General features: G+C 38.4%; 22 protein-coding genes. 7 read left to right on the top strand and 15 right to left on the bottom strand.

Annotated features, from left to right (window positions below; all coding sequences use genetic code 11):
* Positions 1 to 182: 182 nt before the first annotated feature.
* From opcA to psbE, 7 genes are all read right to left on the bottom strand, one after another.
* Positions 183 to 1541, bottom strand: a complete 1359-nt coding sequence (opcA, locus tag IQ215_RS00890) for a glucose-6-phosphate dehydrogenase assembly protein OpcA (protein WP_193799434.1) — start codon at positions 1539 to 1541, stop codon at positions 183 to 185.
* A gap of 61 nt (positions 1542 to 1602) precedes the next feature.
* Positions 1603 to 3132 carry a glucose-6-phosphate dehydrogenase gene (gene zwf / locus IQ215_RS00895; RefSeq protein WP_193799435.1) on the bottom strand — a complete coding sequence of 510 codons (1530 nt, stop codon included), beginning with the start codon at positions 3130 to 3132 and terminating at the stop codon, positions 1603 to 1605.
* A gap of 92 nt (positions 3133 to 3224) precedes the next feature.
* Positions 3225 to 3707: a crossover junction endodeoxyribonuclease RuvC gene (locus IQ215_RS00900; RefSeq protein WP_193799436.1), complete on the bottom strand. Its 483-nt coding sequence runs from the start codon at positions 3705 to 3707 to the stop codon at positions 3225 to 3227.
* 133 nt (positions 3708 to 3840) lie between these two features.
* Positions 3841 to 3957: a photosystem II reaction center protein J gene (locus IQ215_RS00905; protein ID WP_069790254.1), complete on the bottom strand. Its 117-nt coding sequence runs from the start codon at positions 3955 to 3957 to the stop codon at positions 3841 to 3843.
* Positions 3958 to 3991: 34 nt separating this feature from the next.
* Complete coding sequence (locus IQ215_RS00910; protein WP_193799437.1) at positions 3992 to 4111, bottom strand: photosystem II reaction center protein L; 120 nt, start codon at positions 4109 to 4111, stop codon at positions 3992 to 3994.
* Positions 4112 to 4120: 9 nt separating this feature from the next.
* A complete protein-coding gene (gene psbF / locus IQ215_RS00915) occupies positions 4121 to 4258 on the bottom strand; it encodes a cytochrome b559 subunit beta (RefSeq protein WP_193799438.1) in 138 nt (45 codons plus the stop codon).
* A gap of 25 nt (positions 4259 to 4283) precedes the next feature.
* Positions 4284 to 4529, bottom strand: coding sequence for a cytochrome b559 subunit alpha (psbE, locus tag IQ215_RS00920; RefSeq protein ID WP_193799439.1), 246 nt, complete (start codon positions 4527 to 4529; stop codon positions 4284 to 4286).
* A gap of 403 nt (positions 4530 to 4932) precedes the next feature.
* Between psbE and IQ215_RS00925 the strand changes: the two genes are divergently transcribed.
* Positions 4933 to 5187 carry a DUF3146 family protein gene (locus tag IQ215_RS00925; protein WP_193799440.1) on the top strand — a complete coding sequence of 85 codons (255 nt, stop codon included), beginning with the start codon at positions 4933 to 4935 and terminating at the stop codon, positions 5185 to 5187.
* 38 nt (positions 5188 to 5225) lie between these two features.
* On the opposite strand, the gene IQ215_RS00930 is transcribed toward IQ215_RS00925, so the two are convergent.
* Positions 5226 to 5963, bottom strand: coding sequence for a phycocyanobilin:ferredoxin oxidoreductase (locus tag IQ215_RS00930; protein WP_193799441.1), 738 nt, complete (start codon positions 5961 to 5963; stop codon positions 5226 to 5228).
* A 110-nt stretch (positions 5964 to 6073) separates the two neighbouring features.
* On the opposite strand from IQ215_RS00930, the gene tatA reads away from it, so the two are divergent.
* Positions 6074 to 6247, top strand: coding sequence for a twin-arginine translocase TatA/TatE family subunit (gene tatA, locus IQ215_RS00935; RefSeq protein WP_193799442.1), 174 nt, complete (start codon positions 6074 to 6076; stop codon positions 6245 to 6247).
* Positions 6248 to 6249: 2 nt separating this feature from the next.
* Entirely contained in the window at positions 6250 to 6462 is a 213-nt protein-coding gene (locus IQ215_RS00940) for a hypothetical protein (RefSeq protein WP_193799443.1), read from the top strand.
* A 245-nt stretch (positions 6463 to 6707) separates the two neighbouring features.
* Here the strand turns inward: IQ215_RS00940 and hemH are convergent, their stop codons facing one another.
* Both hemH and rsmI read right to left on the bottom strand, forming a co-directional pair.
* Positions 6708 to 7871, bottom strand: coding sequence for a ferrochelatase (gene hemH, locus IQ215_RS00945; protein WP_193799444.1), 1164 nt, complete (start codon positions 7869 to 7871; stop codon positions 6708 to 6710).
* A 397-nt stretch (positions 7872 to 8268) separates the two neighbouring features.
* Positions 8269 to 9105 (bottom strand): 16S rRNA (cytidine(1402)-2'-O)-methyltransferase, encoded by an 837-nt coding sequence (rsmI, locus tag IQ215_RS00950; RefSeq protein WP_193799445.1) that lies wholly within the window; start codon positions 9103 to 9105, stop codon positions 8269 to 8271.
* A gap of 32 nt (positions 9106 to 9137) precedes the next feature.
* Here rsmI and IQ215_RS00955 point away from each other — a divergent pair, with 32 nt between their 5' ends.
* Entirely contained in the window at positions 9138 to 9464 is a 327-nt protein-coding gene (locus IQ215_RS00955; protein ID WP_193799446.1) for a hypothetical protein, read from the top strand.
* 110 nt (positions 9465 to 9574) lie between these two features.
* Here IQ215_RS00955 and IQ215_RS00960 read toward each other — a convergent pair whose 3' ends face one another.
* The 4 genes from IQ215_RS00960 to thiL all read right to left on the bottom strand — a co-directional run bounded on the left by IQ215_RS00960 (position 9575) and on the right by thiL (position 13801).
* Positions 9575 to 10960 carry an NAD-binding protein gene (locus IQ215_RS00960; protein WP_193799447.1) on the bottom strand — a complete coding sequence of 462 codons (1386 nt, stop codon included), beginning with the start codon at positions 10958 to 10960 and terminating at the stop codon, positions 9575 to 9577.
* Between the two features lie 11 nt (positions 10961 to 10971).
* A complete protein-coding gene (trmFO, locus tag IQ215_RS00965; RefSeq protein ID WP_193799448.1) occupies positions 10972 to 12309 on the bottom strand; it encodes an FADH(2)-oxidizing methylenetetrahydrofolate--tRNA-(uracil(54)-C(5))-methyltransferase TrmFO in 1338 nt (445 codons plus the stop codon).
* Positions 12310 to 12347: 38 nt separating this feature from the next.
* Positions 12348 to 12728, bottom strand: a complete 381-nt coding sequence (locus IQ215_RS00970) for a response regulator (protein ID WP_193799449.1) — start codon at positions 12726 to 12728, stop codon at positions 12348 to 12350.
* Positions 12729 to 12799: 71 nt separating this feature from the next.
* The gene (gene thiL / locus IQ215_RS00975) at positions 12800 to 13801 is read right to left on the bottom strand and encodes a thiamine-phosphate kinase (RefSeq protein WP_193799450.1); all 1002 of its coding nucleotides are present in this window, start codon (positions 13799 to 13801) and stop codon (positions 12800 to 12802) included.
* Between the two features lie 76 nt (positions 13802 to 13877).
* On the opposite strand from thiL, the gene pflA reads away from it, so the two are divergent.
* Complete coding sequence (pflA, locus tag IQ215_RS00980) at positions 13878 to 14606, top strand: pyruvate formate-lyase-activating protein (protein WP_193799451.1); 729 nt, start codon at positions 13878 to 13880, stop codon at positions 14604 to 14606.
* Positions 14607 to 14937: 331 nt separating this feature from the next.
* On the opposite strand, the gene IQ215_RS00985 is transcribed toward pflA, so the two are convergent.
* Positions 14938 to 15228: a hypothetical protein gene (locus IQ215_RS00985; RefSeq protein ID WP_193799452.1), complete on the bottom strand. Its 291-nt coding sequence runs from the start codon at positions 15226 to 15228 to the stop codon at positions 14938 to 14940.
* 242 nt (positions 15229 to 15470) lie between these two features.
* On the opposite strand from IQ215_RS00985, the gene IQ215_RS00990 reads away from it, so the two are divergent.
* Together IQ215_RS00990 and IQ215_RS00995 are read left to right on the top strand one after the other, a co-directional pair.
* Positions 15471 to 15974: an FHA domain-containing protein gene (locus IQ215_RS00990; RefSeq protein ID WP_193799453.1), complete on the top strand. Its 504-nt coding sequence runs from the start codon at positions 15471 to 15473 to the stop codon at positions 15972 to 15974.
* A gap of 24 nt (positions 15975 to 15998) precedes the next feature.
* The coding region (locus IQ215_RS00995; protein ID WP_193799454.1) for an FHA domain-containing protein at positions 15999 to 16465 on the top strand (467 nt) is incomplete at its 3' end.

Below are 16465 nucleotides of genomic sequence, written 5' to 3' on the forward strand. Positions count from 1 at the left end.
ATCAAGTGGGGTGGGCATTGCCCACCTAAATCAATCTCCGTTGGGAATAATAGTTGTCAGTATGGTTGGGGTTTCGGTTTTAGGTTGCAGATTTCATAGCATGATCAATCAAACTATGAATACTATTGCCCATTGCCTATTCCCTAACTTCATGAGAAATCATATCTCAAATCAGCAATGCTTTATTTTCGTAAAGCCAAAATTTGAGCAGTAACATCCATGCTTTCACGATATAAAGTATCTTTGCCCCCTGCTTGTAGCTGTTGACTTAAAAGATGTTCCGTATCTTGATCTGCTAAAGATGTTACCTGTTGAATACGACAGGCTTGGGCTCCTCCCCCTGCTTCCATGCGCATACAACCTGTGGTATTAGAGCATAAAACCGTACAACAATCGGCTTGAAGATTGGTGGAACTCAATTTGAGACTGATTAAATCCCCTAGAATGTCGCCCCAATCAGCCAAAGGCACTCCGGCAAGTTCGGTATTAATTTCTTTTCCTTCGGGGCTAAGAAACCTAATTTTGGTGATGTCATAATCCCCTGTTTCGTTGCTGTAATCCACGGGTTGCCAATTTAGGCGACTGGCTAACCAACCTAAATACATCAGGGCTTGGGTTTTATTACCTTTTTCGTAATCCACTACCACTTGGTCAACTTCCCAAATGGCACTACGGCGCTCTGGGGGATCAAATGCTTCGGCGGTTAGCTCCTGCCATGGGGCAATTCTAGCCCAGTTGAGGTCGATAATGGGGGTATCTTGGGCGAGGAATTGGGCGATACGTTCTAATTCGGCGGTGGGTTCAACAAAGGTGCTAGAGTCGATTATGAGCCGATCGCACTCAGCCTTTAACCGTTGAAATAAACTATAATCAGTATCGATACCGGCCTTCCACCAGACATATTTAGGCAACTCAGGAATCATTAACTCTGAAATTACCCCCCCGATGCGCTCGAGGGCAGAAGAAACCCCCGTAACGTTGATATACTCACAACAGATCAAGCTATTGGAAGAACGCTTATTAACAGGGCAGTAGGCGGATACTTGGGCTTTTACCCCCCTATCTTCCCCCGTGGTAGGGCATAAAGTAATAATTCTACAGGGGTTCACAGAGGCGATCGCATCTGCCATTCCAGCCCCTTCCCCATCAGGAGAATACTGTTTGAGAATGGATTGATCCCGTAAATTAACCTTACCCTCCTCCTCAAAAGTCTCATATTCCTGCTGTAAACGAGCTAATAAATCAGCACTAGAAACCCCCGTCACCTCAAAACCATATTCCTTTTGAGCCGCCTTGATAGCAGAAGTAGTACGAGGCCCGGCGATACCATCCACAGGCCCAGTATAAAAACCCAACGCCGCCAAAAGAGGCTGGGTAGGCTCGGGCTCATATACCAAAAAACTGAACGTAGAAGCCCTAGTGGCCGCCAATCCCTCACTATTGCCCGTATAAGTTTGCCAAATTTGCCTTAACTCACGGTCAATGTAATCGAGATCAACATCTTTAGGCGCTTGTAAAGAAACTAAAGGAGTAGTAGTCATAATGAATAATTGCTAATAATAATTGATCATAAACAAAGAAAAAAAATAGATCACCCCTTTCTTACAAACGGCGCCATCTTCTGCCATCACGGTTAAGCAAAAATTCCGCCTCGGGAGGTTGCCATGTACCAGCTTCATAAAAAGGCACCGAATCAGGAGCAGAAGGAGCATCCCAAGCCGTCAGGGCAGGGGTAACAATCCGCCAAGCCTCTTCCACCTCATCGGCACGGGTAAACAAAGTTTGATCCCCTAACATACAATCCAATAACAAACGATGATAGGCATCTGCCGTGGCTACCCCAAAAGAAGAACCATAACTAAAATCCATATCCACCGTGCGGGTACGTAACTCAGCCCCCGGCACCTTCGCCTCAAACCGTAGAGAAATTCCTTCATTAGGTTGAATCCTCAATGCCAGAATATTGGGGTTGGTTTGTTGTGCCGCCGAAGGGAAAATCGTTAAAGGTACATTTTTAAACTGAATGGCAATCTCGGAAACCTTTTTCGGCAAACGTTTTCCTGTACGTAGATAAAAAGGCACACCCTGCCAACGCCAATTATCGATCATCAACTTTAGTGCCACAAAAGTAGGGGTAGTGGATTCAGAGTTAACCCCACTTTCTTCCCGATAACCCGGCACAGGTTTCCCTTTCATCCATCCTGCGGTGTATTGTCCCCGAATGGCACTTTTTTCCAAATTTTTAATATCAGCCAAACGGGTAGATTGTAAAACCTTCACCTTTTCTCCCCTAATGCTATCGGCATTAATACCGTTGGGGGCTTCCATGGCCGTTAAACAGAACAACTGTAAGAGGTGATTTTGCACCATATCCCTCAGCGCCCCTGCTGACTCATAATAACCTGCCCTTTCTTCTACCCCAACGGTTTCGGCTACGGTGATTTGAATGTTATCCACATAATTACGATTCCATAACGGCTCAAAAATGGCGTTAGCAAACCTAAACACCATCAAATTTTGTACCGTTTCTTTACCAAGATAATGATCAATGCGGTATATTTGTTCCTCTCGACAGACTTTCTGGACAATGCTGTTTAATACTTGCGCACTGCTTAAGTCTTTCCCAAAGGGCTTTTCAATCACTAAACGATGTTTGAGGGGATCTTTTAACATCCCTGCGGCACCTAGTTGCTTGATGGCAGGGGGAAAAAATTGCGGTGATACTGCCAAATAAAAAACTCTGTTTCCCCTTGTTCCTCTTTTGCCGTCTAATTCTTCGAGAAAACCTTTTAGTTTATCATAACTTTCAGGCTCATCCATATTACCAGGGCAGTAATATAAACCTTCGGCAAAATCATTCCATAATTCCTCGTTGGCGATGCCATCGGAAAATTCCTCAATGCCCTGTCGCATCTGCTCACGAAAATAGTCATGACTCCATTCCCGCCTCGCCACTCCAACAATGGTCATTTCACCAGGTAATCTACCCTCTTTTTTTAATTGATATAAGGCCGGTACTAATTTTCTTTGGGTCAAGTCTCCTGAAGCCCCGAAAATTGTCAGAATAAGAGGCTCTGGAGTTTTAGCTTGTTTTAAACCCGCTCTTAAGGGGTTTTCTTGTAGTGTAACCATTATGCTTTTGTCCTTGAACAACCACTCTCATTCTAGTTTCTCTGTTTGAATGTGGGTCAATTTGTTGGACTATGTAAAGTTTTGTTACGTTCTTATTTTATTTGATTTTCTAGTCCACAATAGGCGGCATAGGTAAGGGCGATCGCATCTACACTGTCATCAATGGGCAAAGATTCGATGTGAAAAATGTTTTGTAGAGCTTCGGCAACTTCATTTTTTGTAGCCTTGCCATGAACTAAATGGGCTTTCCAACTAGATTGATGTAAAAAAATCGGGTTAATTTTCCCCTCCCGATAACACACCAAATGAATTACCCCCAATGCCTGTAAAACCCCCCCAGCCGCTTTTATCTGACGACTAAAAAAAGGCATTTCGATGGCCACATGGTGGGGTTTAAACTCTTGAAATAAACCATTAAAGTCATCTTCGATTTCTTGTAACCTTTCTCCCGTTGATTGTTTTTTGCTGGTTTCAATGATGCCATAGTCAATTAGAGAAGGGCTAACCATGTCATCCCCTTCTAACACCGCCCAACCAATAATGGCTAACCCAGGATCAATTCCTAACCAAATCATATATTTAAAACGTGATAAAGTGTGTTCCCATCAAAAAACCGCCCCCATCAAACACAAGAGCGGTTTTTATTATTGCATTGTTAAAGAATGATTTAAACTCTAACAATCATTAAAAAAATTTAATTAAACGAAATTATAAAGAAGAACCTACACCAGCATAAGCACCATAGAAAAATAATGCTAACACCGCTAAAGCACCCATTCCAGCAACGGTGCCAACAATCCATAAAGGAATTCTTGCGTCTCCCATAATCCGAACCTCCTAAATAATAAAATAGTTGATATTAGTTGAAAAAGTAGCTAGAAAATAGAATGCCAAGGGTGGCAATCATTAACAAACCTAAGAATAAAGAAGTACGGTTTAATTCTACGCTTTGCTTATTGGGATTTTGATTTCTTTCCATTGATAACTCCTATCTTTGAATAAACTGCATAGCGGTAATTGCACCTACGAAGAAGACAGAAGGTACACCAAGGGTGTGTACTGCTAACCATCTAACGGTGAAAATAGGATAAGATACTGGTTGATTAGGGCTATTGCTGCTAGTCATAGTTATTTTTACCTTGTGATATTAATTACTTATTAAATTGGTCAATTTGTTGATTGGCTTCATAGCGATCGCTAATGATCGGTAATTCTTCACGGGTTTGGGTAAAATATTCATCAGGGCGAGGGGTGCCAAATGCGTCATAGGCTAACCCGGTGCTGACAAATAACCAACCTGCAATGAATAACATGGGGATTGTAATGCTATGGATTACCCAGTAGCGGACGCTGGTTACAATATCAGAAAATGGACGTTCTCCTGTATCTCCTGCCATGGGAAACTGTTTCCTCCTACAATATTTTTTTGGTTAAATGTATTTATCTAATTTACTATATCGAAGTACCTTTGTTCAGAACAATTCTCGCAAATGGAACAATGATTACTTTGTCTGTCATTTGCTAAATTTATCATTTAATTTTTCTGATTCGATAGTTAAGTACTGTTAAGTAAATTATATCATAATCATAGGAAAAAGATTTAATTCTTAATGTCCTGTCAATTTGTTCATTTTACGCTCAAGGGTTTTATTTTATGGTGTTTCTAGTCTTTGCTTAATAATTCTTCATATATTACAGTGTTAAAAAAGTTAAACTTTCTTCTCATAATTCTTTTATCTCAAGTTCGGATAATTCCTTATAAATATTGCCCACTTTTCTTTTATTTATCAAAAATCGTTTATGGCACTACCAGAAACCATTGCTCTTGTGAGAATAACCAATCAATCGTGGCAAACGGGTAAAATATACGGTGAAATAGAGGCCGGTAGCTATCAATGGCAGTTTGAGTGGCAGTTTTTGCAGGGTAAGTTATCTGTTAAACCTACCCTTGGACGCAGTTTGATTCAAGAGCCTTTAGCTCGTTTTCTTGAACATTGTGATTATCAGTTGGAAGTTGGGGGTGATTATCATTTTGCGGTTCGGGCAAAACTTTAAATTTTGATCATTAATAATTAAGGTTTTTTATAAGAATATTATTCGGGAATATCAAATAATACTTTGTTCATATAAGTTTCTGCCCAATCAATTCCAAATGCTTTTTCAAGAATTTTACGGGTTTTATCGTTTTTTTGTTGCTGTTGACAATAATGTTTTTGTCCTTGTAAATAAATATTTTTTTCAGTTTCTATTACTGGTTTAGAGGCGATCGCCCCTTGACAGTGAATAGTTAAAAAATGGATTACCCTATCTAAAAATTTTTGTTCTTCTTGGACATCGGTGGGGCGAATAAAAAGACAATAGGGAGAAAAAATATCGCCCCAAGGGGGTAATTCTCGGACATCCTGAAAATTAGGATTATCCACATTAGCCAATTTTTCATCATAAAAAGGAGATAAGGTTTTATCACCACTGGTAGGGGATAAATCTACAATGGCGGCACTAATGCCCCTTTTCCCTGCCACAATATCACAACCAAACATGGGTAAGGGATACTCTGGTTTAGGAAACATTACACAATGAAGAATATCAAGGTTTTCTCCTACCTTAGCCAATTCTAGGTGCATCTTGCGAAATTCTCGACTTTGAAAACAACAGTTTTGGATAGTGAGTCTTTCTCCCTCTAATTTTCCCTCTACATAGCCTAATTCTTCTGGTAATTGAAATGGGGATAGTTCTAAGTGCGATCGCCACGTATCCACAATACCATCACCCAATTGATTAATAAGAGGGTGTAACCTTTCCTTAAGGTCAGATTTAAAAACTTGACTCATCTTAAACTTGTACTTTTATAATGGTTATTCGTTATCATTCAGTTAACAGTGTACAAAAAAACTGATCTCCCAACCTTTTCATTATGTAACAACCATAGGAGCATAAATTTATGTTTGGCTTAGGCATTCCCGAAATAGCAATTATCTTGGTAGTAGCAATCCTCATTTTTGGTCCAAAAAAACTACCAGAATTGGGTAATGCTTTGGGTAAAAGTTTAAGGGGATTTAAAGAAGAAATCAACAACAAACCCGAAAACGAAGAAGACATTGAAAAAGACTATTAACCATGGATAAAGACACCCGTTTCGCCCTGTTAGTAATAGGTTTACCCTTTCTTGGGTTGGTTTACTGCCTATTAATTGTCGGGGTGATGATGACATCAAGCATCGCCCAAGATAACCCCGTTACCACAGGAATTATTTTTGGAGTAATTCCCCTCGCTACGGCTATGTATTTTTGGATTAGTGCTTCTGCAAAAGCATATAAAAAGAAAAAATAATCTTTATGGGGGGAAACAACTAAACCTCATTGTCCATAAACTTCATCAGTTTGGATTAGGTATTAGTAAATTAGGAATTAAGTAGAGAATCAATAATAATAAGATATAAATAGCTATTCTCCACAAAATTACTTAAAAATAGCAAATAAAAGTTTTTAAAAAAAACCTAAAGTCTAAAACCTATCCATCACTAAAAATTTCTGAAACAAATTCAGATTAATTGATATTTTCCACCCCAAACAAGATCATAATAAACCAACAAAATGTAAAGGGCCATGACCACTCATCAACTCAAGTAATAAGGCCATAAAGCCCAACATGGCTAAACGTCCATTCCATACCTCAGCGGCGGTGGTTAAACCCCATTCCCACTTCTCTTGGGGATACATTTTCATGTTTTTCTTAGGATGGGTAACTTGATCAAAGCGTAACGGGTTTTTATCTAGGGCTTCGGTGGTTAAGTTACAAAGAGCATCGATAAATTCGGGGTGAGTGTTGGGGGCAGGTACTCTTTTAAAATTGCTGATTCCTGCTTCTTCTGCCACTTCTCGATATTCAAGATCAATTTCTTGTAATGTTTCGATATGCTCAGATACGAAGCTGATGGGGACTACCAATAAATCTTGAATTTGTTGTTGCCCTAATTCCATTAAAGCATCTTCGGTGTAGGGCTTAAGCCATTCTACTGGTCCTACTTTACTTTGATAAGCTAAAGTATAGGGATTATTGGTGTTTAAGTTAGCCATAATTAACTCTGTACACCGTTCAATTTCTTCTTGGTAGGGATCTCCTGCTTCAGTTACGTAGCTTTTAGGCACTCCATGGGCGCTAAAGAAAATATGAACATGATCAGGATTTTCAAACTGTTCTAGCTCCTGTTTAATTAAATCTGTCATGGAAGCTAGATAATTCTGATGATCGTACCATGAAGGAACGAGGGTATATTCAATGTTTTGTAGTTCTCTATCTGTGGCCCACATTTCCTCTAATACTCGGAAGCTAGAACCGCTGGTACTGATGGAAAAATGGGGATAAAGGGGTAGGATAACTAATTTTTGCACGTTATCGGCTTTGATTTGGGCGATCGCCTCCTCGGTGAAAGGATGCCAATATCTCATGCCCACATATACTTTAATATCTTCTCCTTGCTCTTGTAACTTACTTTGTAAAGCCTGAGCTTGAGCTTCTGTAATTTGTAGTAATGGTGAACCTCCCCCAATTTCCTTATAATTTTCCTCTGATTTTTTACTTCTGAGGGTAGAAATCAACCATGCAAGGGGTTTTTGTAAGAGGGGAGATGGTAGGCGGATAATTTCGGGATCAGAAAATAGATTGTAAAGGAAGGGACGTACATCCTCTAGCTTTTCTGGTCCACCTAAATTTAACAATAATACTCCTGTCCGAGCCATAATATTAATATTGATTTTTTTTAAGTTTCTTTACTAAGTGTAACAATATCTTATTGTCGCTTTTAATTTGTGAATGAAATGATACTTATTTAATCTTAATTTTAGGAATTATTATGATAATGATAACTTTTTTTGACAAAAAACTTCACAGAAGTTCATTCTTAATTTAATTTAGTAATTATGGATACTTTACAGAATAACCATTGTTCATCCATAAGTAGGTCATGACTAACTAGAATTATTAGCAATAAAGTGGAATTTATGATAAGTACGCTCAATGACTTATATAAAGTCTGCTTGATCACTTACAAATTAGTAATATCAATATCTTAGTTCAATTTATTGAACGAACCATCCTTAGCCGTGTAATTCATTACACGGTGGGGGTGCAAAAATACTAATAATTTATCTCCACTGATAGACGATAAATTTCGCTGCGAGATAAGTTAGTTAATTTCGCCAGTTGCTTACTTGCTTCACTTTTGCTGATGCCTTCATTTATTAATTTTCTGAGCTTGTCTTTAATTTCTTCCTGCGATAGTTGCTCAGATTCTTGATTCTCATTTCCCGCCACGATAATAGTATATTCTCCCCTCGGTTCTTTTTCTTGGTAAAGTGCGATCGCACCTTCCACCGTACCCCGCCAAAAATCCTCATGTAGCTTAGTCAACTCCCGTGCAAGGGTAATTTGTCGTAAAGCCCCAAACACCCCTAAGAAATCCTCCAAAGTGCGCCTCAATCGATGGGGAGATTCATAAAAAATTAACGTACGTTTTTCCCCCCCTAACTCCGACAACAAACCATCCCGTAACTTCTTCTTCGTAGGCAAAAAACCTTCAAAAACAAATCTTTCCGTAGATAAACCAGAAGCAATTAAACCACTAATACCAGCATTTGCCCCTGGAATAGGTACAACTTGTATATTTTCCTCAATACAAGCCCTAACCATATTGTAGCCCGGATCAGAAATTGCAGGAGTTCCAGCATCCGTCACCAAAGCAATACTCTCCCCCCCCTTAAGTCGAGGAATAAACTCCGCCACCCGACTTTGAAAATTATGCTGATGATAACTAACCATAGGAGTCTTCACCTGAAAATGATGTAATAACTTACCCGTATGGCGAGTATCCTCCGCCCCAATCAAATCAACCGATTCCAACACCTTTAACCCCCGAAAAGTCATATCCTCAAGATTACCGATGGGAGTTGCCACTAGATAAAGTATGCCTGTCAATGTAAAATCCTAGAAGTAACACAAAAAATCTCATGAACCAGTTTACCATTAACCTCAACCAAGGCTCAGTTTCCTTCAACTTTAGCCAAGACGCCGCCCAAAAACTTAGACAAGAAATCAATCTACTAATACAGAGTTTAAAAGATAACCCCCAAGCCAGTACAAAACCCAGTGCTAAAAAACCCATGGAATATCAACACACAGGGGAAGTGTTTTTAGAAGTTTTTTGTAACCCCAATATTTACCCCAGCCCCTTCGCCGCCAAAGTTTTAATTACCATCAGAGATGAGCGTTTAAGGATAACATCTGAAGCAGAATTAACCCGTTTAATTGAAGACTTAGAGCAATATTTGCAATAGGTTTGCAATAAGTTATAGATAATATACTTCGTTAGTTCAATTTATCGAACAATAACTATTCGCCGTGTAATAAATTACACGGTAGGTAATGATAAATCTTATAAATATTTCTATCTATGCCAGATAAACCAAGTTTCTAACAAACTACACTTTAAAGGATGATATTTTTTCATAATTTTCTGCTCTAACCGATTAATAATATCCTTAATAAAATCATCACTAATAGACATCTTAAATAAAAAATCAATACTACTATCTTTTTTGATTAACATAGCAACTATATTAACCAACAATTCTGCTTTATATCCCCAACAATGACATCCTAAAAATTTGCGATTTTTACTAACAATTAACTTAACAAAAAACGCCTTTCTTTCTAAATCAAAAGGCGATAAAAAGCTATCATTAATAATAAAACTATCCCAACTATCTCCATATAGACTTTTTACTTGAGATTCATTATAACCAACCCTAAAAATTCCTTTACTGACATTAAGATTATAGGGAATTACATCATAATTTATCTGATGAATCTTCAAAAATAAAATATTATCAATGGCAATCCGTAATTCTTCCTTGACAATATTTAAACAACCATATCCTCCCAAAATATTACCTACACTATAAATTTTATTATAGCTAGTTTGCAACTTACTATTAACAATAATACTATTATGTAATTTATCAACTTTTATAAATTTTTTATCCTGTAATGTGATCAACTTAAAATTAAATTTCCTTTCCAAAAAATCATTACTAATAATAATTTCTTCACCTTCTATGGCTGTGTTTCCTGCCTGAATCCATTTACTATTGTTAATAGACTTAACCTGATTAACTTGATAATCACTTAATACATTAACGCCTATGCTTTCTAACTCACATTGAATCAAAAAAGTAATATCTTCATCTTCCCAAGGCAAAATATGTTTTTGTGTTGTTAATAAAGTCACTTTTTTTTGATAACGACTCAATAAACCACAAATGTTAATAGCTACTTCGTCATCACCAATCACCACCAAATTATTAGGTAATGAATCTATATCGCATAATTGAAAAATATCGTAACCCGTTAAATAATTAATATCTTCTATTCCCAACCAATCAGGATGCTGATAATTATATAAAGGAGAGGTAATAATATAACCATTAGCCATTAAAATATCTTGTTTTGTTTTAATAGCAGTTTGATTATTTTCTAAAACAAACTCAAAATCAGAAAAAATAACGTCAACTTCTAAACCTTCCAACTCAGGTAATAATTTACTTTCAATTAATAGCTTTTTTTCTTCAAGAATATCTTGCCTATTATGAAAACTATTAGGGGATAAAAGCTGACTTTGTAACTGTTGAAATAAATATTTTTGACCTTCTTCTGTATCAAAATCGACATCAATAATTAGAGCAACTCTTGCCCCTATATTGACAGCATATTTAGCCCCCCAAATAGCCTCTAAACTACCACCAATTAAAATCAAATCATAGGTTAACTTCATGGGAAGTAATCTTAAACCTTAGTTAATAGAGAATCAACCATATTTAAAGCCCTTTCTCCATAGGCTTGATAACGTTCCCGTTTATTTTTGATTTTTTTCTCAAAGGTGGGTAAAATACCAAAATTAGGGGGCATCGGCTGAAAGTGTTTAGCATCCGCAGAGCTGATAAAATCAAACAATGCACCCATCATGGTATAGGGGGATAATACTAAAGGTTCTTGATTTTTATATGCCCTAGCAGCGTTTGTACCGGCTAACCATCCCCCTGCACAGGCGGCAGTATAACCTTCCGTGCCAATGAGTTGTCCTGCGGCAAAAAGGGTTGATCTGGTTTTAAATTGTAAACTAGCATGGAGCAGTTGAGGGGCGTTAAGGAAGGTGTTTTTGTGCATTACTCCCATGCGTACAAATTCGGCGTTTTCTAACCCAGGGATAAGGCGAAATACCCTTTTTTGTTCACCCCAACGAAGGTTAGTTTGAAAACCTACCATATTCCACAGTTGCCCTGCTTTGTCTTCTTGTCGTAGTTGTACCACGGCATAGGGGCGTTTATCTTTGTTTTCCCGAAAGTCACCAAGACGGGAATCAAATAAGCCAATGGGTTTTAGGGGGCCATATCTCATGGTTTCCTCCCCTCTTTGGGCTAATTCTTCGATGGGTAAACAACCTTCAAAAAAGTTTGAGCTTTCCCTATCAAAGTCTTTTAATTCGGCTTGTTCAGCGTTACATAATTCTTGCCAAAAGTTGATATACTGTTCTTTATTCATGGGGCAGTTGAGATAAGCCGCTTCTCCTTTGTCGTAACGGGAGGCAAGAAAGGCGATGTCTTGATTAATGGATTCACCGACGATGATAGGGCTGGCCGCATCAAAAAAGCTCATATATTCCATGCCCGTTAAGCCTTGTAATTCGGTAGCTAAACTTTCGGTGGTTAGGGGGCCTGTGGCTAAAACTACGATGGTATCGGGGGGTATTGATGTGATTTCCTCCCGTTTAAGGGTGATTAGGGGGTGATTGTCGAGGGTTTGGGTCAAATCTTGGCTAAATACCCCTCTATCCACTGCTAATGCCCCTCCTGCGGGAACTTTATGTTTATCGGCGGTGTGGATAATGATGGAGTTAAGACGGCGTAATTCTTCGTGGAGTAGTCCTGCGGCTCTGTCGGTGGCATCTGCCCCAAAGGAATTACTACAGACTAATTCGGCTAGATGTTGGCTATGGTGCGCTGGGCTATGTTTGACAGGGCGCATTTCGTAGAGGGTGACGGGAATCCCTGCTTGGGCTATTTGCCATGTGGCTTCTGTTCCTGCTAAACCACCACCTATTACGATTATACCTTTTTGGCTCATTATTCTTTGCTTATCTTGTCTGTAGAGTTTATTGGTTTTTATTTTACTTGTTTTAATAGGTATTTGATAGTTTTGAGGAGTTGCATTTTATCTTTAATAAATTCTTCTTTGACGATGTAGGCATCTCCTCCTTGTTTTTGGGCCCAGTGAATGTCAAAGTCTTGGTTTTTTGTGGAGCAAAAGATGACGGGAACTTTTTTGGTGCTGGGATTTTCTTTAATCCATCTACATAGTTCGTAGCCGTTCATTTCGGGCATGACTACGTCGGTGATAACAAGGTTAAATTTTTCGGCTTTTAATACTTCGATCGCCTCTACCCCGTTGGTTGCTTCTGCTACTTGAATATTAAATTGTTTGAGTGTATCACAAATCACCTCTCGGGGAGCATGACTGTCATCAACTACTAAGATTTTAATCATGATTTGATCGATGATGAATAATTAAGAAGAGTAGATCAATTAAAGAATCTGAGCCTTACGGTTTATTATACCTAAAAATGGTTAAATATTTCGTTACTATCTAATAAAACTTCGGAATCAGGGTTACTATTGTCGATCAAAATAATTGGTTTTTCTTCAGTAATTTCACCTATTCTTTTTATTAGGGGGCGATCGCCCTTAATTAATTTTTCGGCTTTTTCTGGGGATAAACACAACACCAATTCAAAATCTTCTCCCCCAAATAATGTCCACTTAAGAGCAGTGGCATCATCAGTAATATGGAGAATTTCGGCACAAGGGGCAATTTTATCTAAGTATATTCTCGCACCCTTATTGCTCTGTTGACAAATTTGTATAATGGCATCGGCTAACCCATCGCTACTATCCATCCCCGTTATGGGGGCATATGGATGGAGTCGGGGAATGACATCAAGACGGGGTTGAGGTTTTTGGTGAGCAAGGATTAATTTTTGTTTGATATTTTCTTGCAAATCTTGATATTTTTCAGGATACAAAAGAATTTCTAAACCTGCCCTTGAAAGTCCATGATTTCCAGTGGTTACAATCACATCCCCTGTTTGAGCGGTATTTCTCAGAATTTTTTGGTTTGCTTTTACTTCTCCTAAAGCCGTAATGGCGATCGCACAGCGCCACTCCGTGATCGCACTTACCTTCCCCCCAGTTAAATCACCCCCTATAATAAACGTATCAAATCGATCTAAACAATCCTTCATCCCCTGATAAAGAGATTCTAACCAATCCCAAGGAGTTTGAGGAGAAAGAGAAAGAGCCACGGTAATTCCCAAAGGATAAGCCCCCATAGCCGCTAAATCAGACAAATTAGCCGCCACACTACGCCAACCTACCATGTAAGGGGGTGTGGTGCGATCGCTAAAATGGACATTCTCCACCAACATATCACTACTAACCACCAACTCCATTCCCTCCGACACCTTAAAAACTGCCCCATCATCCCCCACCAAATTAGGATGACAATATTTTCTTAACCGCCTTAATAACTCATGTTCCCCTAAATCTTTTATTAACTCCATCCCCAAAAATTTTTATAATAAAACTAGCAAACCCTAACTAAATTGTTAAGGGCAACCTTAATAATTGTCAATCATCATGACAGAAGGCTTAATCCATTCCCTCGAAAGTTGTGGCACCGTTGACGGGCCTGGTATTCGTTTCGTTATCTTTACCCAAGGTTGCCCCCTCCGTTGCCTATACTGCCATAACCCCGACTGCCGACACCCCGAAGACGGCAAAAAAATTACCACCCAAGAATTAATCACCCAAATCAAAAAATATCGTTCCTATTTCCAATACTCAGGAGGAGGTGTCACCGTCACAGGAGGAGAGCCACTCATGCAACCCGAATTTGTTCAATCCATCTTTGAAGAATGTCACAAAATAGGTATCCATACCACCCTCGATACCTCTGGTTATGTCACCCTCAACGCAGCTAAACCCGTTCTCCAACACACCGACTTAGTATTATTAGATATAAAATCCTTTAATCCCGACACCTATCGCACCGTAACCAGTGTATCCATCGAACCAACCCTTAACTTCGCCAAATACCTAGCTAAAATCCATAAACCCACGTGGATTCGGTTTGTTTTAGTACCAGGATTAACCGATGCCCAAGACAATGTCCTAGGATTAGCCAAATTTGTCTCTCAACTTCCCAACGTCGAAAAAGTAGAAGTCTTACCATTTCATAAAATGGGAGAATATAAATGGGAACAACTAGGCTTCGATTATAAACTGAAGAATACCGAACCTCCCACTCAAGAATTAATTGAAAAAGTGACAAAAACCTTTCAACAATATAACCTAATCACTCAATAACCAAGAACTTGTTAACAAGTTTTAAGTTACTTTGTTCGCTCAAATTGTAATTAATATCGAGTCCGCTTAATAACTTATATCAAGTCCCCTTGATCACTTACAAATTAGCAGTATTAATATCTTAGTTCAATTTATTGAACGAACTACCATTAGTCGCGTAATTCATTACACGGTGGGGTAACTGCGAAGGTACAATCTATTTGTAACGAATTATCCGAACTTAATATTACAAATTACCAATATCAATATCTTAGTTAAATTGATTAAAAGAACTACCCTTAGCCGTGTAATTCATTACACGATGGATTTGTGAAGATACTTGATATAAAACTTACTTATTAAACTTAGACGCAGCCTCCTCAAAAGACTTTCCTAAATCCTCCCAAGCACCTTGAAAACCTTTAACCACAGTATCCCAAGCCTCATCACTAGAAGACTTTAACTTATTAAGATTTTCCTGCATTTCGGCTTTTTTACCCTCTAAATAGTCGATTCTTTTTTGTAAATCTGCCTGTGCATCTTCTCCCGCCTTATCAGCTTCAGCCTTTAAAGAATCTAACTTTGCTCCCCACTCTTTTAAGGTAGCTTCCATTTGCCCTTGTTTTAGTTCTCTATTTTCCATAACTGTAAATTATTCCTAAAATATTTTCACCTTCATAATAGATAAAAGAAATTTTTTTTTCCAGAGCCTAAAATTACGGTAATCCGTAATCCGATTTTAGAACCTAGAGCTGTAATCCAAGAAAAATAATTAAAAAGATATTAACAAAACATAATCTTTCTTAACTATTAATAATAGTAATATTTGCTTACATATAATTTTTATAAAATAAAGATACCATTAAAAATCAAAATACAACAATCATGTATAGTGTCACCCTCGCATGGCAAGAAAATAGGGAAATTCATACCCGTACCATCACAGAAAACGACTATACCCTAAGACCCCAAAGAATAATCATTGGTAGAGGAGAAGAAAAAGAATGTGACATCATCTTAAAACACTCAGACCCTACGATTATAAAAACTGTTTCTAAAACTCACCTAGAAATATTTTATGATCAAGAAAAAAATAAATTGTTTGCCCAAAACTTAACCAAAAATCGTCAACCACCAAAGCAACCCAACCCTATTATTATTAATGGAAAAAAAATAATTCATGACATCTTAGAAATTCATAAAAAAACAGTTATAAAATTAGGCAAAATTACCCTTGTCGTCAGAAACATTGAACTACCCGATCGCACCGGAGAATATATTGTTAAATGTTCAGGTCAAAAAAAACACATTCTTCCACCAGAATACGAAGGCCTAAACTGTCCCTATTGCGGTTACGTAGTCTTCACAGGAACAACCCTTAAATCATAGGTAATCATCAATCAACCCCCTACCATGGAAATCCAACTTATAACCCAAAACCCCATCACCGAAGAACAAGAAGAACAATCATTCACCCTACCTATCGTCATCGGCAGAGATCAAAGCCAACTACCCACCATCATAGACCATCTACCATCTACCCCCATCACCCTCCTAGACTCCGAAAACTTAATCTCTCGCTTTCACGCCATTATCAAAGAATCCAACCAACAAATCATCATCGAAGACAAAAGCAGTAACGGCAGTCTAATCAACAACCAAAGAATTTACCAAGAGTCTCAACCCCTCCATAACGGCGATGTCATCACCATTGGAAACTATAGCATTACCATCGCTTGGGGAATGCCTCCCACCATCATCGCCCAAAGTCCATCGACTATTTTAAACCCCACATCTCCACCAAACTATCGAGCCTCTACCATAATTTTTGATCCCGAAACAGACTTAATCCAAACCGCCCCAGACACACCCCCTAACCC

Origin of the sequence: Cyanobacterium stanieri LEGE 03274, assembly GCF_015207825.1 — a bacterium.
In the GTDB taxonomy this organism is placed as follows: Bacteria; Cyanobacteriota; Cyanobacteriia; order Cyanobacteriales; family Cyanobacteriaceae; genus Cyanobacterium; species Cyanobacterium stanieri_B.

Coding starts and splice junctions, on each gene's coding strand:
- opcA (WP_193799434.1), bottom strand. CDS start 1,541: ATGACTACTACTCCTTTAGTTTCTTTACAAGCGCCTAAAGATGTTGAT.
- zwf (WP_193799435.1), bottom strand. CDS start 3,132: ATGGTTACACTACAAGAAAACCCCTTAAGAGCGGGTTTAAAACAAGCT.
- IQ215_RS00900 (WP_193799436.1), bottom strand. CDS start 3,707: ATGATTTGGTTAGGAATTGATCCTGGGTTAGCCATTATTGGTTGGGCG.
- IQ215_RS00905 (WP_069790254.1), bottom strand. CDS start 3,957: ATGGGAGACGCAAGAATTCCTTTATGGATTGTTGGCACCGTTGCTGGA.
- IQ215_RS00910 (WP_193799437.1), bottom strand. CDS start 4,111: ATGGAAAGAAATCAAAATCCCAATAAGCAAAGCGTAGAATTAAACCGT.
- psbF (WP_193799438.1), bottom strand. CDS start 4,258: ATGACTAGCAGCAATAGCCCTAATCAACCAGTATCTTATCCTATTTTC.
- psbE (WP_193799439.1), bottom strand. CDS start 4,529: ATGGCAGGAGATACAGGAGAACGTCCATTTTCTGATATTGTAACCAGC.
- IQ215_RS00925 (WP_193799440.1), top strand. CDS start 4,933: ATGGCACTACCAGAAACCATTGCTCTTGTGAGAATAACCAATCAATCG.
- IQ215_RS00930 (WP_193799441.1), bottom strand. CDS start 5,963: ATGAGTCAAGTTTTTAAATCTGACCTTAAGGAAAGGTTACACCCTCTT.
- tatA (WP_193799442.1), top strand. CDS start 6,074: ATGTTTGGCTTAGGCATTCCCGAAATAGCAATTATCTTGGTAGTAGCA.
- IQ215_RS00940 (WP_193799443.1), top strand. CDS start 6,250: ATGGATAAAGACACCCGTTTCGCCCTGTTAGTAATAGGTTTACCCTTT.
- hemH (WP_193799444.1), bottom strand. CDS start 7,871: ATGGCTCGGACAGGAGTATTATTGTTAAATTTAGGTGGACCAGAAAAG.
- IQ215_RS00955 (WP_193799446.1), top strand. CDS start 9,138: ATGAACCAGTTTACCATTAACCTCAACCAAGGCTCAGTTTCCTTCAAC.
- IQ215_RS00960 (WP_193799447.1), bottom strand. CDS start 10,960: ATGAAGTTAACCTATGATTTGATTTTAATTGGTGGTAGTTTAGAGGCT.
- trmFO (WP_193799448.1), bottom strand. CDS start 12,309: ATGAGCCAAAAAGGTATAATCGTAATAGGTGGTGGTTTAGCAGGAACA.
- IQ215_RS00970 (WP_193799449.1), bottom strand. CDS start 12,728: ATGATTAAAATCTTAGTAGTTGATGACAGTCATGCTCCCCGAGAGGTG.
- thiL (WP_193799450.1), bottom strand. CDS start 13,801: ATGGAGTTAATAAAAGATTTAGGGGAACATGAGTTATTAAGGCGGTTA.
- pflA (WP_193799451.1), top strand. CDS start 13,878: ATGACAGAAGGCTTAATCCATTCCCTCGAAAGTTGTGGCACCGTTGAC.
- IQ215_RS00985 (WP_193799452.1), bottom strand. CDS start 15,228: ATGGAAAATAGAGAACTAAAACAAGGGCAAATGGAAGCTACCTTAAAA.
- IQ215_RS00990 (WP_193799453.1), top strand. CDS start 15,471: ATGTATAGTGTCACCCTCGCATGGCAAGAAAATAGGGAAATTCATACC.